The 12,728-nt window shown below is 62.2% G+C and carries 12 protein-coding genes; 7 read left to right on the forward strand and 5 right to left on the reverse strand.

Annotated elements, in window-relative coordinates:
- Positions 1–29 precede the first annotated feature (29 nt).
- The 7 genes from U5A08_RS01600 to U5A08_RS01630 all read left to right on the forward strand — a co-directional run bounded on the left by U5A08_RS01600 (position 30) and on the right by U5A08_RS01630 (position 5,729).
- A complete protein-coding gene (locus U5A08_RS01600) occupies positions 30–1,691 on the forward strand; it encodes an OFA family MFS transporter (RefSeq protein ID WP_253392725.1) in 1,662 nt (553 codons plus the stop codon).
- A 169-nt stretch (positions 1,692–1,860) separates the two neighbouring features.
- Entirely contained in the window at positions 1,861–2,454 is a 594-nt protein-coding gene (hisB, locus tag U5A08_RS01605) for an imidazoleglycerol-phosphate dehydratase HisB (RefSeq protein ID WP_017849940.1), read from the forward strand.
- Positions 2,454–3,092, forward strand: coding sequence for an imidazole glycerol phosphate synthase subunit HisH (hisH, locus tag U5A08_RS01610; RefSeq protein ID WP_253392727.1), 639 nt, complete (start codon positions 2,454–2,456; stop codon positions 3,090–3,092). The genes hisB and hisH overlap by 1 nt, the downstream gene beginning before the upstream one ends.
- Entirely contained in the window at positions 3,093–3,350 is a 258-nt protein-coding gene (locus U5A08_RS01615) for a DUF2164 domain-containing protein (protein WP_253392729.1), read from the forward strand. It begins immediately after the preceding gene.
- A gap of 39 nt (positions 3,351–3,389) precedes the next feature.
- Entirely contained in the window at positions 3,390–4,127 is a 738-nt protein-coding gene (gene hisA, locus U5A08_RS01620; protein WP_057008570.1) for a 1-(5-phosphoribosyl)-5-[(5-phosphoribosylamino)methylideneamino]imidazole-4-carboxamide isomerase, read from the forward strand.
- A gap of 9 nt (positions 4,128–4,136) precedes the next feature.
- Positions 4,137–4,907, forward strand: coding sequence for an imidazole glycerol phosphate synthase subunit HisF (gene hisF / locus U5A08_RS01625; protein ID WP_122730394.1), 771 nt, complete (start codon positions 4,137–4,139; stop codon positions 4,905–4,907).
- 66 nt (positions 4,908–4,973) lie between these two features.
- Entirely contained in the window at positions 4,974–5,729 is a 756-nt protein-coding gene (locus tag U5A08_RS01630; protein WP_253392731.1) for a substrate-binding periplasmic protein, read from the forward strand.
- A gap of 3 nt (positions 5,730–5,732) precedes the next feature.
- Here the strand turns inward: U5A08_RS01630 and U5A08_RS01635 are convergent, their stop codons facing one another.
- From U5A08_RS01635 to gpmI, 5 genes are all read right to left on the reverse strand, one after another.
- On the reverse strand, positions 5,733–7,316 hold the full coding sequence (locus tag U5A08_RS01635; protein ID WP_321850011.1) for a serine protease: 1,584 nt from the start codon (positions 7,314–7,316) through the stop codon (positions 5,733–5,735).
- 99 nt (positions 7,317–7,415) lie between these two features.
- A complete protein-coding gene (locus tag U5A08_RS01640) occupies positions 7,416–8,201 on the reverse strand; it encodes a divergent polysaccharide deacetylase family protein (protein WP_253392735.1) in 786 nt (261 codons plus the stop codon).
- Between the two features lies 1 nt (position 8,202).
- Complete coding sequence (locus U5A08_RS01645; RefSeq protein ID WP_247397314.1) at positions 8,203–9,519, reverse strand: S41 family peptidase; 1,317 nt, start codon at positions 9,517–9,519, stop codon at positions 8,203–8,205.
- Positions 9,520–9,549: 30 nt separating this feature from the next.
- Positions 9,550–10,845 carry a murein hydrolase activator EnvC family protein gene (locus U5A08_RS01650; RefSeq protein ID WP_253392737.1) on the reverse strand — a complete coding sequence of 432 codons (1,296 nt, stop codon included), beginning with the start codon at positions 10,843–10,845 and terminating at the stop codon, positions 9,550–9,552.
- Between the two features lie 257 nt (positions 10,846–11,102).
- On the reverse strand, positions 11,103–12,629 hold the full coding sequence (gene gpmI, locus U5A08_RS01655; protein ID WP_253392739.1) for a 2,3-bisphosphoglycerate-independent phosphoglycerate mutase: 1,527 nt from the start codon (positions 12,627–12,629) through the stop codon (positions 11,103–11,105).
- Between the last annotated feature and the right edge of the window lie 99 nt (positions 12,630–12,728).

The following is a 12,728-nucleotide window of genomic DNA, read 5'->3' on the forward strand; positions in this document are numbered from 1 at the left end:
ACACATACTAATAACTGGGGGAAACATCAATGAGCACTAGCACTGCGGCGGGTATCACTGCCGCGCAGCCTGCGTTCCTGTCCAAGGAGCGCATCATCGCCAAGCCCGGGTTCAACCGTTGGCTGGTTCCACCGGCCGCCCTGGCCATCCACCTGTGTATCGGCATGGCCTACGGCTTTTCGGTGTTCTGGCTGCCGCTGTCCAAGGCGCTGGGGATCACCACGCCGGTCGCCTGCGCGCCGGATATGAGCTTTATCGCCCAGGTCTTCTCGTCCCAGTGCGACTGGCCGATCTCCATGCTCGGCTGGATCTACACCCTGTTCTTCATCTTCCTGGGCTGCTCGGCAGCGATCTGGGGCGGCTGGCTGGAACATGCCGGGCCACGCAAGGCGGGCGTCGTCTCGGCATTGTGCTGGTGTGGCGGCCTGCTGATTTCGGCGCTGGGGATTTATACCCACCAGATCTGGCTGATGTGGATCGGCTCCGGGGTCATTGGCGGTATCGGCCTGGGCCTGGGTTATATCTCGCCCGTGTCGACCCTGATCAAGTGGTTCCCGGACAAGCGCGGCATGGCCACCGGCATGGCGATCATGGGCTTCGGTGGCGGTGCAATGGTGGGTGCGCCTCTGGCGGCAGCGCTGATGGGGCACTTCGCTTCGCCAACCAGCGTTGGCGTGTGGCAGAGCTTTTTGGTGATGGCGGCGATTTACTTCGTGTTCATGATCGGTGGCGCACTGTCCTACCGCGTCCCGCCGACCGGCTGGAAGCCTGAGGGTTGGACTGCGCCGGCGAAAAAAGCCAGCAACGCGATGATCACCCACCGTCACGTTCACGTGAACGTGGCCTGGAAAACTCCGCAATTCCGTCTGGTATGGCTGGTGCTGTGCCTGAATGTGTCTGCCGGTATCGGCATCCTCGGCATGGCTTCGCCGCTGCTGCAGGAAGTGTTCGGCGGCAAGTTGCTGGGTGTGGATGTGCCGTTCGGTCAACTGAATGCCGGGCAACTGGCGTCGATCGCGGCGATTGCGGCGGGCTTTACCGGGTTGTTGAGCCTGTTCAACATTGGTGGCCGGTTCTTCTGGGCGTCGTTCTCCGACTACCTGGGCCGCAAAAACACCTACTTCGTGTTCTTCGCCCTCGGCTTTGCCTTGTATGCGCTGATCCCGAACCTGGGGCACCTGGGCAACGTGGCGCTGTTCGTGGCGGCGTTCTGCATCATCCTGTCGATGTACGGCGGCGGTTTTGCGACCGTTCCGGCCTACCTGGCTGACCTGTTCGGCACGCAGATGGTCGGCGCGATCCACGGTCGCCTGCTGACCGCCTGGGCCGCAGCGGGCGTGCTGGGCCCGGTGCTGGTGAACTACCTGCGTGAGTATCAGTTGAGCATCGGCGTCGAACGCGCCGCTGCCTATGACATCACCTTGTACATCCTCGCCGGCCTGCTGGTGCTGGGTTTCATCTGTAACATGCTGGTACGCCCGGTGGACGACAAGTACTTCATGACCGACGCCGAACTGGCCGCCGAACAGGCGCTGGGCCATGACAAGGGCGCCGATTCGACCACCGTGCTCGAATGGAAAGCCTCCGCCGGCAGCAAGCCGCTGGCTGTCGCGGCGTGGTTGGTCGTGGGTATTCCGTTGGCGTGGGGTGTGTGGGTGACCCTGCAGAAGACGGCGATACTGTTCCACTAAGTTGACTGCAGGCGGGCGCGCCATCCTGGAGCGCCCGCTTGTATGCACATGTCTATCCTCGACCCTCCACGCTTCAACTCGTCAGTCTTATCCCCTTCGATGTTTCTGTTTAGCGCCCGCGCCCCTATAATGGCTGCCTTTTTCGCCCAATGATTTTGCGGAGCTGGTGATGGCCGAACGTAAGGCGTCCGTCGAGCGCGACACTCTGGAAACCCAGATCAAAGCCTCGATCAACCTGGATGGCACCGGAAAGGCCCGATTTGATATCGGTGTACCTTTTCTTGAGCACATGCTGGACCAGATCGCCCGTCATGGGCTGATCGACCTGGATATCGTCAGCAAGGGCGACCTGCATATCGACGACCACCACACGGTGGAGGATGTCGGTATCACGCTCGGCCAGGCGTTTGCCAAGGCCATCGGCGACAAGAAAGGCATCCGTCGCTACGGCCACGCCTATGTCCCGCTGGATGAAGCGCTGTCGCGTGTGGTCATCGACTTCTCCGGCCGTCCAGGCCTGCAGATGCACGTGCCCTACACCCGCGCCACCGTGGGCGGTTTCGACGTCGACCTGTTCCAGGAATTCTTCCAGGGTTTCGTCAACCACGCCCTCGTCAGCCTGCACATCGACAACCTGCGCGGCACCAACACCCACCACCAGATCGAAACCGTGTTCAAGGCCTTCGGTCGCGCGCTGCGCATGGCGGTGGAGCTGGATGAGCGTATGGCCGGGCAAATGCCATCGACCAAGGGCGTCCTGTAATGCAGACGGTCGCGGTTATCGATTACGGCATGGGTAACCTGCACTCGGTGGCCAAGGCCCTCGAACACGTAGGGGCCGGCAAGGTGCTGATCACCAGCGATGCCAATGTGATTCGCGAAGCCGACCGCGTGGTGTTCCCAGGCGTTGGCGCGATTCGCGATTGCATGGCTGAAATTCGTCGTTTGGGCTTTGACAACCTGGTGCGTGAAGTCAGCCAGGACCGGCCGTTCCTCGGTATCTGCGTGGGCATGCAAGCCTTGCTCGACAGCAGTGAAGAGAACGACGGCGTGGACTGCATCGGCCTGTTTCCAGGCCAGGTGAAGTTCTTCGGCAAGGACCTGCATGAAGACGGCGAGCATCTGAAAGTCCCGCACATGGGCTGGAACGAAGTGCGTCGCACCGTCGATCACCCGCTGTGGCATGAAATCCCGGACATGGCGCGCTTTTACTTCGTCCACAGCTATTACATCGCCGCCGGTAACCCGCGCCAGGTGGTGGGTGGCGGGCACTACGGCGTCGACTTTGCCGCTGCGCTGGCCGAAGGTTCGCGTTTTGCGGTGCAGTTCCACCCGGAGAAGAGCCATACCCATGGCCTGCAATTGCTGCAAAACTTCGCTGCGTGGGACGGTCGCTGGTAAATGTCGAGAAAGCCGAAGCTGCCGATCCTGAACCTCACGCCCGAACAGGAGCGTGAGGCTACCGACAAGATCAAGCGCTTCATGGAGGACCGTTTCGAGCTCAAGCTGGGCTCGTTCGAGGTCGCCGAGATCCTTGAGATGTTCACCCTTGAAGTTGCGCCGCACTATTACAACAGGGCGATTTTCGATGCGCAGACGCTCCTTAGAGAAAGGTTCGAAAGTATCGAAAGCGACCTGTGGTCGCTTGAGAAACCCTGATTTCCCAAGCATTGCTGAATATCGAATAAGGTTTGCCAGATGCTGATTATCCCCGCTATCGATCTCAAGGACGGCGCTTGCGTCCGTCTGCGCCAGGGCCGCATGGAAGATTCCACGGTGTTCTCCGACGACCCGGTGAGCATGGCTGCCAAATGGGTGGAAGGTGGTTGCCGTCGTCTGCATCTGGTGGACTTGAACGGCGCCTTCGAAGGCCAGCCGGTCAATGGTGAAGTGGTGACCGCGATCGCCAAGCGCTACCCGAACCTGCCGATCCAGATCGGCGGCGGTATCCGCTCCCTGGAAACCATCGAACACTACGTCAAGGCTGGCGTGAGCTACGTGATCATCGGCACCAAGGCCGTGAAAGACCCAGCCTTCGTCGCCGAGGCCTGTCGTGCGTTCCCGGGCAAGGTGATCGTCGGCCTGGACGCCAAGGACGGTTTCGTCGCCACCGATGGCTGGGCTGAAATCAGCACGGTGCAGGTGATCGACCTGGCCAAGCAGTTCGAAGCCGACGGCGTGTCCGCCATCGTTTATACCGACATCGCCAAAGACGGCATGATGCAGGGCTGCAACGTGCCGTTCACCGCTGCGCTGGCGGCAGCCACTAAGATCCCGGTGATCGCTTCCGGTGGCATCCACAATCTGGGTGACATCAAGTCGCTGCTGGACGCCCGGGCCCCTGGGATCATCGGCGCCATCACCGGCCGCGCGATCTACGAAGGTACCCTGGACGTCGCCGAAGCCCAGGCTTACTGCGATGCCTACAACGGCTGAGGACTGACCATGGCGCTGGCCAAACGCATCATCCCTTGCCTGGACGTCGACAACGGTCGCGTGGTCAAGGGCGTCAAGTTCGAGAACATCCGTGACGCCGGCGACCCGGTGGAAATCGCCCGTCGCTACGATGAGCAAGGTGCCGACGAGATTACCTTTCTCGACATCACCGCCAGCGTCGACGGCCGCGACACCACGCTGCACACCGTCGAGCGCATGGCCAGCCAGGTATTCATCCCGCTGACCGTGGGCGGTGGCGTGCGCTCCGTGCAAGACATCCGCAACCTGCTCAATGCCGGCGCGGACAAGGTCTCGATCAACACCGCCGCAGTGTTCAACCCGGAGTTCGTCGGCGAAGCCGCGCAGCACTTCGGTTCGCAGTGCATCGTGGTGGCCATCGACGCCAAGAAAGTCTCCGGCCCCGGCGAAACCCCGCGCTGGGAGATCTTCACCCACGGCGGGCGCAAGCCGACCGGCCTGGACGCGGTGGAGTGGGCGATGAAGATGGAAGGCCTGGGCGCCGGTGAAATCCTGCTGACCAGCATGGACCAGGACGGCATGAAAAACGGCTTCGACCTCGGCGTGACCCGCGCCATCAGCGATGCGCTGGGCATTCCGGTGATCGCCTCCGGCGGCGTCGGCAACCTGCAGCACCTGGCCGACGGCGTGATCGAAGGCCACGCCAGCGCCGTGCTGGCGGCAAGTATTTTCCACTTTGGCGAATACACCGTCCCCGAGGCCAAGGCGTACATGGCCGCGCGCGGTATCGTGGTGCGCTAAACGTTGCTGGACACCATGGCAAGTGCGCGGCACTCTCTGCGCTTGCCATGGATTCCGGTAACTTTCATGTTCAAAGACCTGCTGCTCGCCCTCGCCAGTACCTCCGTGCTCATGATCGGAGCGTCCCAAGCCGAAGAATCGTCTGACGCCTCCCTGGTGTTGCTGACGGAAAACTTCCCGCCCTACAACATGGCGAAAAACGGCAAGAACTTCGCCAAGGAAGACAACATCGAAGGCATCGCCGTGGACATCGTGCGCGAAACCTTCAAGCGTGCCGGCATTTCCTACAACCTCACCCTGCGCTTTCCTTGGGAGCGGATCTACAAACTGGCCCTGGAAAACCCCGGCTACGGTGTGTTCGTGATGGCTCGCCTGCCAGAGCGTGAAGCGCTGTTCAAATGGGTCGGCCCTATTGGCCCGGATGACTGGGTGATGCTGGCCAAGGCCGACAGCAAGATCCAGCTCGGCGAGCTGGCGCAGGCGCGGCGCTACAAGATCGGCGCCTACAGGGGCGACGCGATTGCCGAGACCCTGGAAAGGCAGGGCCTCAAGCCCGTGCTGGTGTTGCGTGACCAGGACAACGCGCAAAAGCTGCTGGATGGCCAGATCGACCTATGGGCCACCGGCGACCCGGCCGGACGCTACCTGGCGCGGCAGGTCGGTGTGAGCGGGCTCAAGACGGTCCTGCGTTTCAACAGTGCCCAGTTGTACCTGGCGCTGAACAAGGACGTGCCGGATGCGACGGTGGCCAAGTTGCAGGCGGCGTTGGATCAGTTGCGCCAGGACGGCGAGGTCGACGCGATCATGGCGCGCTACCTCTAGCCCTCAGCGCGGCTTGAGCAGGTCCACGCGCAGGGTCGATGGCTGGTCCGCCTGGTCAAAGGCGTAGGTGCAGATCTTGTAGGGCGTATCTTTGAGCGTGATCAGTTGGGCGTACTTTTCCAGCGACATGCGAGGGGAGTCATTGAGCGGACGCACCAGATCGATGATGTCCTCTTCGTCTTCATCCATAGGCGCAGGCGGTATGGGCAGGTAGTTCACCGGCCGTAGGCAATCGGTGGTGGCGGCAGGACCGTACTTGTAGGTGTAGCGCTGCATGAACGGTGGCGCGAGGTTCCAGATCACCGTATAGGCCCCCAGGCCCAGTTTATCCAGGTTGATCGTCAGGTTGGGCGTGCGTGCCGGGCCTGGCTCGGCCAACTCCACTGCCAGGCTCAAGGCGTTTTTCATCATGCCGTTGGTCACCGGTTGCTCGGCGGAATCCACTCCCACGATACACAGCATGTGTACCCCGGTTTGCGGGCCGATGGGGTCGTTGATGTAGGCCGCGGCCGCCTCGATCGGCGGACTGTAGAGTGCCGGATTCTCGCAATCGATCGCGCGCCGCGTGGTTTTGTAGCGGTAGAACGGGGTGTTGACGGTGAACGTCAGGTTCCAGCGCGGTACGATGTCCTTGCCGCTGCCACCGGACGTCTTGAGAAAGTATTGCTGGATGGGCTCCGGGTTCTGGAAGGTGATCGTGGTGGTCGGGTAGAGCTCGCAGTATTCGCTGTCAGCCTTCAGCACGCCGTCGACAAAACAATGATTAAGGAATGTCACCGGGCTGCCGTAATTGGTCTCGGGGTGCCAGGCGGGCAGGCCGTTGTTGACCTCGCAGGGGGCGTCGCGCTGGCATTTGCGCTCTTCCGGCTGGCCTCGGGTGCTGGTGCTGAGGATGCCGAACAGCTGGTTGGTGCTGCGGTCCAGCAATGGGCCGCCAAAGCCGCCCAGGCCGACGTCCTGGCACTGGTTCTTCAGGGTGACCCGCCACACGAACGGCTGCTCCAGCAGTTCGCGCGAGGCCTGCTGCACGCAGGCGGATAGGTGCAGGGTGTTCCATTCCGGCGCCACCAGGGCGAGGATGTCGACGCCATCGGCGGGCACCTCCTCGGCCAGTTTCAGCGGTGTGATGCCCGCCTTGATCAAGTCCGCCAGGGGGGCCTGCAACTCGATAATGGCCAGGTCGACGCCCTGGCTGCTGCCCCACCTCAGGGTTTTGAGCGGGTAGGTCTTGATGGTTTCGAGGGTGTCGTCGAAGTAGTTGAAGCTGATGCTGCCCTTGATCGGCAAGTCCCGTTGCACCGCACCGTTGAGCCGATGCAGGCAATGGCTGCTGGTAACGACATAGGCCGGCCCGGACTTGCCACGGTCGTCGCGGGTGTCCAACAGGCTGGCGGTGCAGAGTGTCTGGGCGTCATTGCGGACCCGGCCGACGCCGCTCCAATGCTCATGCTGGCGCTGCGCATTGCTGAGCATGCGTGCTGGGCTGGCGTTGGCGAGGCCTTCGCCGAAGTCCGTCGGGGCGCCCCAAAGGGCGAAGGGCAGGGTGGACAGGAGGCTGAAAAAAAGCGCTGAACAGGGTGTTTTCATGGGTCGTCCTTGAGTTGACGCGAGTCCATCCAGAGGCTTCTGGGTGGCTGCCAGGGCAGGCGTCAACTATCGAAGGATCGTCCGGTCACCAAGTGGTATTTATCTACGCGCCGGCTGGTAGGTGCCGTTCTTGCCGTGCCCCGCCATCGCCTGATTGCTGCGCACGCTGATCATCAACTTGATATCGATCCAGTCCACGCCCTGGGCCTTGAGCTTGGGCAGTTCGCGTTCGAGCACCGCCAGGGTCTGCGGATACGGATGGCCGATCATCACCGCCGAGCCCTGTTTATGGGCCAGTTTGATTGCGCTCTGCAATTGCGTAGTGATCGCGGCTTCGGTGCGTTCATCGTCGAGGAACACATCCCGCGAGATACTCGCGAGGCCGATCTTCTGTGCTTCGGCGGCACCGACGGTCTGCGCGCTGGTGCGGCTGTCGACAAAGAACTTGTGGCGCCGTTGCAATTCGCCCATCAGCCATGCCATGGCTTCGGGCTGGGCGGTCATGCGGCTGCCCATGTGGTTGTTGATGCCGGCGGTGTAGGGCACGGCCTTGAACGCGGCGTCCAGGCGTTTGCCGAGTTCTTCGATAGGCAGCTCGGGGTGCCAGGCGAACGGCCCGGTGGCCGGGTCCATGGGCATGTGCAGGATCACGACCTTGCCGGCCTTGTGCGCTTCGCGGGCGAATTCGGCGGCGTGGGGTGTGTCGGGCATGATCGCGGTGGTCACCGGGCCGGGCAGGGCCAGCACGCGGCGATCCCGGGGCAGGTTTTGCCCCAGGTCGTCGATGATCAGGGTCAGGTAGGCTTTGTGCGGTTCGTTGGCCGGGGTCGCGTGGGCGACCCCGGCCAGGCTGCACAGTGCAGCGATGATCAGGGCAACGCGCATATCAACGGCTGCGCGTGATGCTCAAGCCCTTGAGCAGGCTCAACGCCTGGGCCAGTTGATAATCATCGTCCTGCGGCATCGGCTTGGCTTTGGTGCTGCTGCCGGTCGGCTGGTCGGCGCCGCCGTTGCCATTGCCCAGGTGACCTTGCAGGTCGGCTTCCTTGTAGTACTCGCTGTCGGCCTCGTTGGTGATCTTGGCCTTGCGCACTTCGATGTCCGGCACGATGCCCTGGGCCTGGATCGAGCGGCCGTTCGGCGTGTAGTACAGCGCGGTGGTGATTTTCAGGGCGCGCTCGTTGTTCAGCGGCAACACGGTTTGCACCGAGCCTTTGCCGAAGCTGGTGGTGCCCATCAGCACGCCGCGCTTCTGGTCTTGCAGGGCGCCGGCGACGATCTCCGAGGCCGAGGCGCTGCCGCCGTTGATCAGCACGGCCAGCGGCACGTTTTCGCTGAGGTCGTTGCCGGTGGCCGAGAAGCGCAGCTCGGAGTTGGCGATACGGCCCTTGGTGTAGACGATCAAGCCTTTGGTGATGAAGTGGTCGACCACTTCCACCGCCGACTGCAGCACGCCACCGGGGTTGTTGCGCAGGTCGAGCACGATGCCGTTGAGCTTCTTGCCGTTGTCTTTACGCAGCTTGGCCAGGGCCTTGGCCACTTCGTCGCCGGTCTTGACCTGGAACTGGGTGATGCGGATGTAGCCGTAGCCCGACTCCAGCAACTGGCTCTTCACGCTCTTGACCGTGATGGTCGCGCGGGCCAGGGTCACGTCGAACGGCGCACCGCCGTCGCGCACCAGGGTCAGGGTGATTTTCTGGCCGATCTTGCCGCGCATCTTGTCGACGGCTTCGGTCATGGTCTGGCCACGGGTCGGCTGGCCGTTGATCTTGACGATCAGGTCGCCGGCCTGGATGCCGGCCTTGGACGCCGGGGTATCGTCGATCGGCGAGACCACTTTGATCTGGCCATCTTCGGCGCCGACTTCAATGCCCAGGCCACCGAACTCACCGCTGGTGCTTTCCTGCAGTTCGGCGAAATCTTCCGGGCCGAGGTAAGCGGAGTGCGGGTCGAGGTTGCTGAGCATGCCCTTGATGGCATTTTCCAGCAGGGTCTTGTCGTCTACGGGTTCGACATAGGCTGCCTTGATCCGGTCCATGACCTCGGCAAAGGTGCGCAGCTCTTCCAGCGGCAACGGCGCCTTGGTGGTCGCGGCCGTGCCGGCGGGTGCAGCCGGTGCGGCCTGGTCGGCGAAAGCCAGAGGCGCGCCGATCACCAGAGCGATCGTCAGGGCCAGCGAAGTGAGGCGGGACAAATGCAGCATGTCGAACGAACTCCTAATGTAGATGCGACCCTATCCTTGGGTGCGGCACCATTGTGCAGGGTCGCTCGGGCGGCCCTGCTGACGAATAGCGAAGTACAGCGCCGGAGTGTCCTGGCCGCCACTGTTACCGACAGTGGAGATGGATTCACCGGCTTTTACCACATCACCTGCCGACTTGAGTAAAGTCTGATTGTGGCCATAAAGACTCAAATAGCCATTACCGTGGTCGAGAATCACCAATAGACCGGCGCCCCGCAACCAATCGGCAAACACCACGCGACCGCCGTGGACGGCGTGGACCTGGCTGCCGGCGGCTGCGCTGATCATCACCCCATCCCACTTGGCGCGGGTGTCATCGCCACGGGTTTCCCCAAAGCGTGCCAGTAGTCGACCATCAACGGGCCATGGAAGTTTGCCGCGAGCTGAAGCAAAAGGGCCGCCGAAGGATTCGCCCGCGCTGGAAACCAGCGGGCCAGGCGCTGCATGCGCCGGTTTACGTGGGGCCGGAGCGTCGGTAGTGGCTGCCAGTTCGGCCTCACGCTGACGCTTTTTTTCTGCTTCCTGCTGGGCGATCAGCGCTTTTTGTCGCGCTTCCTCGGCCTCGCGTGCCTGGCGAGCCAGGGTTTCTTCGATGGTTTTCAATACTTTGGCCAGGTCGGCCTGGTCCTGCTCGCGGGCTTGCAGCTTGGCGTCACGGGCTTTCACGTCGTCATTGAGCTTGGCCAGGGCCAGTTGGCGTTCCTTGCGCACCTTGTCGAGCTGGTCGCGCTGGGTGTCGAGGGCGCTTTTCTGGTCGAGCAACTGTGACTGCTGGTCGGCGATTTCCTGTTCGACGTTGGCCAGTTGGCGCAGGGTTTCGTTGAAACCTTTCAATTGAGCCAGGCGGGCCTTGCTCAGGTAATCGTAGTAGGTGAGGGTGCGCGCGAATTTTTCCGGGTTCTGCTGGTTGAGCAGCAGCTTGAGGTATTCCTGGCGGCCGCTCTGGTAGGCGGCGCGGGCCTGGATCGCGATCAGGCGTTGCTGTTCAACGCGTGCGCTCTGGAGTTTTTTTTTCTCAGCGTCGAGTCGCTCCAGTTCCGACTCGCTCTTCTTTAATTCTTTTTGTAGCTCCTGGACTTGTTTCTCCAGCTGGCCCATTTCGGTTTCCGTGCCGCGCAGGTCTTTCTGCACCCCGGATTTTTCTTCCTGGAGCTTGCCGAGCAGTTTTTTCAGCTCGGTAATGTCCTGACGCGTAGCGTCCAACTGTTGTTGGGTTTGTGCGCGCTCATCGGCAAATGCCGGTTGGAGCAGGCAGACAAGAGCGAGGGTAATCAAGGCGCGAAGCATAGAGGCGGGCGACACCAGGGAAATGGACGGCCTAGTATGCCCGCCAAGCGCTGCAAAAAAAACGCCCATTTGGGGCTTCTGGGCAAGATAGGTGCCGAGTGGCAGTGGTATGGCGAAAAGACACCTACCCAACACAGAGAGTCCAATGTGGGAGGGGGCTTGCCCCCGATTGCGGTGGATCAGTCATGTAGATGCCGACTGACATGCCGCTATCGGGGGCAAGCCCCCTCCCACATTGATTTTCGGTGATGCTGTAATCAGACCAGGATTGAGGTGCCGGTCATCTCTTTTGGTTTCTCCAGCCCCATCAACATCAACATGGTCGGCGCTACATCGGCCAGCACGCCACCGTTGCGTACTTTCAGGTCGCGCTTGCCGACGTAGATGAACGGCACCGGCTCGGTGGTGTGGGCGGTGTGGGCTTGTCCGGTGGATTCGTCGGACATTTGCTCGCAGTTGCCGTGGTCGGCGGTGATCAGCGCTTCGCCGCCGACTTTTTCCAGGGCGTCGACGATGCGGCCCACGCACAGGTCCAGGCATTCCACGGCCTTGATCGCGGCGGCCAGGTTGCCGCTGTGGCCGACCATGTCGCCGTTGGCGTAGTTGACCACGATCACGTCATAACGCTGGTGATCGATGGCATCGACGATCTTGTCGGTGACTTCCGGCGCGCTCATTTCCGGCTGCAGGTCGTAGGTCGCGACCTTCGGCGATGGGATCAGGATGCGCTCTTCGCCCGGGAACGGTTCTTCGCGGCCACCGGAAAAGAAGAAGGTCACGTGGGCATATTTCTCGGTTTCGGCGATGCGCAGTTGGGTCTTGCCGTTTTTCGCCAGGTAGTCGCCCAGCACGTTTTCCAGGCTGCCCGGGGCAAAAGCCGACGGGGCCGGGATGTTGGCGGCGTATTGGGTGAGCATGACGAACTCGACTTTCGGCTGGCGCGCGCGTTCGAAGTCCTTGAAGCCGGGGTCGACGAACACGTGGCTCAGCTCGCGGGCACGGTCGGCGCGGAAGTTCATGAACACTACGGCATCGCCGTCTTCGACTTTCACCGGCTCGCCGATGGTCGTGGCTTTGACGAACTCATCGCTCTCGCCGCGCGCGTAGGCGGCTTCCAGGCCTTCCTGGGCGGTGGCGGCGTTGAATTCGGCCTGCCCGTCGACGATCAGGTTGTAGGCCTGGGACACGCGGTCCCAGCGGTTGTCGCGGTCCATGGCGAAATAGCGACCGACCAGGCTGGCGATACGGCCCTTGCCCAGGGCGGCGAAGGCGGCGTCCAGCAGTTCGATCGACGATTGCGCGCTTTTCGGCGGCGTGTCGCGGCCGTCGAGGAAGGCGTGCAGGTAGATCTTGTCGGCGCCGCGCTTGAAGGCCAGTTCGGCCATGGCCACAAGATGGTCCTGGTGGCTGTGTACGCCACCGTCGGACAGCAAGCCCATGAAGTGCACGGCCTTGCCGGCGGCGACGGCTTTGTCGACTGCCGCGCAGAGGGTCGGGTTCTCGAAGAACTCGCCGTCGCGGATCGCTTTGGTCACGCGGGTGAAGTCCTGATAGACCACTCGTCCGGCGCCGAGATTCATATGGCCGACTTCCGAGTTGCCCATTTGGCCGTCCGGCAGGCCCACGTCCATGCCCGAACCGGAGATCAGGCCGTTGGGCTGGGTGGCGGTCAGGCGGTCCAGCACCGGCTTGTTGGCCGAGTACACGGCGTTGTCGTGGTGGCTTTCACTGTGTCCGAAGCCATCGAGAATTATCAGGACCAAAGGTTTAGGCGTCGTAGTCATAGATCCTCTCGCGGCGGTAATTAATGAAGGGGATTGAAAAGGGAGTGGCAGTTTAAAGCGAAGTTCCGACCACGTCACCGCTTTACGGGGGTTGGCCCC

The sequence above is a fragment of the Pseudomonas paraveronii genome (assembly GCF_963681955.1).
Lineage (GTDB): Bacteria > Pseudomonadota > Gammaproteobacteria > Pseudomonadales > Pseudomonadaceae > Aquipseudomonas > Aquipseudomonas paraveronii.

Bases quoted from the DNA above. Each gene is read 5' to 3' on its own strand.
- gpmI (WP_253392739.1), bottom strand. From the start codon at position 12,629: ATGACTACGACGCCTAAACCTTTGGTCCTGATAATTCTCGATGGCTTC.
- U5A08_RS01650 (WP_253392737.1), bottom strand. From the start codon at position 10,845: ATGCTTCGCGCCTTGATTACCCTCGCTCTTGTCTGCCTGCTCCAACCG.
- U5A08_RS01615 (WP_253392729.1), top strand. From the start codon at position 3,093: ATGTCGAGAAAGCCGAAGCTGCCGATCCTGAACCTCACGCCCGAACAG.
- U5A08_RS01645 (WP_247397314.1), bottom strand. From the start codon at position 9,519: ATGCTGCATTTGTCCCGCCTCACTTCGCTGGCCCTGACGATCGCTCTG.
- hisF (WP_122730394.1), top strand. From the start codon at position 4,137: ATGGCGCTGGCCAAACGCATCATCCCTTGCCTGGACGTCGACAACGGT.
- hisA (WP_057008570.1), top strand. From the start codon at position 3,390: ATGCTGATTATCCCCGCTATCGATCTCAAGGACGGCGCTTGCGTCCGT.
- U5A08_RS01600 (WP_253392725.1), top strand. From the start codon at position 30: ATGAGCACTAGCACTGCGGCGGGTATCACTGCCGCGCAGCCTGCGTTC.
- U5A08_RS01640 (WP_253392735.1), bottom strand. From the start codon at position 8,201: ATGCGCGTTGCCCTGATCATCGCTGCACTGTGCAGCCTGGCCGGGGTC.
- U5A08_RS01630 (WP_253392731.1), top strand. From the start codon at position 4,974: ATGTTCAAAGACCTGCTGCTCGCCCTCGCCAGTACCTCCGTGCTCATG.
- hisH (WP_253392727.1), top strand. From the start codon at position 2,454: ATGCAGACGGTCGCGGTTATCGATTACGGCATGGGTAACCTGCACTCG.
- hisB (WP_017849940.1), top strand. From the start codon at position 1,861: ATGGCCGAACGTAAGGCGTCCGTCGAGCGCGACACTCTGGAAACCCAG.
- U5A08_RS01635 (WP_321850011.1), bottom strand. From the start codon at position 7,316: ATGAAAACACCCTGTTCAGCGCTTTTTTTCAGCCTCCTGTCCACCCTG.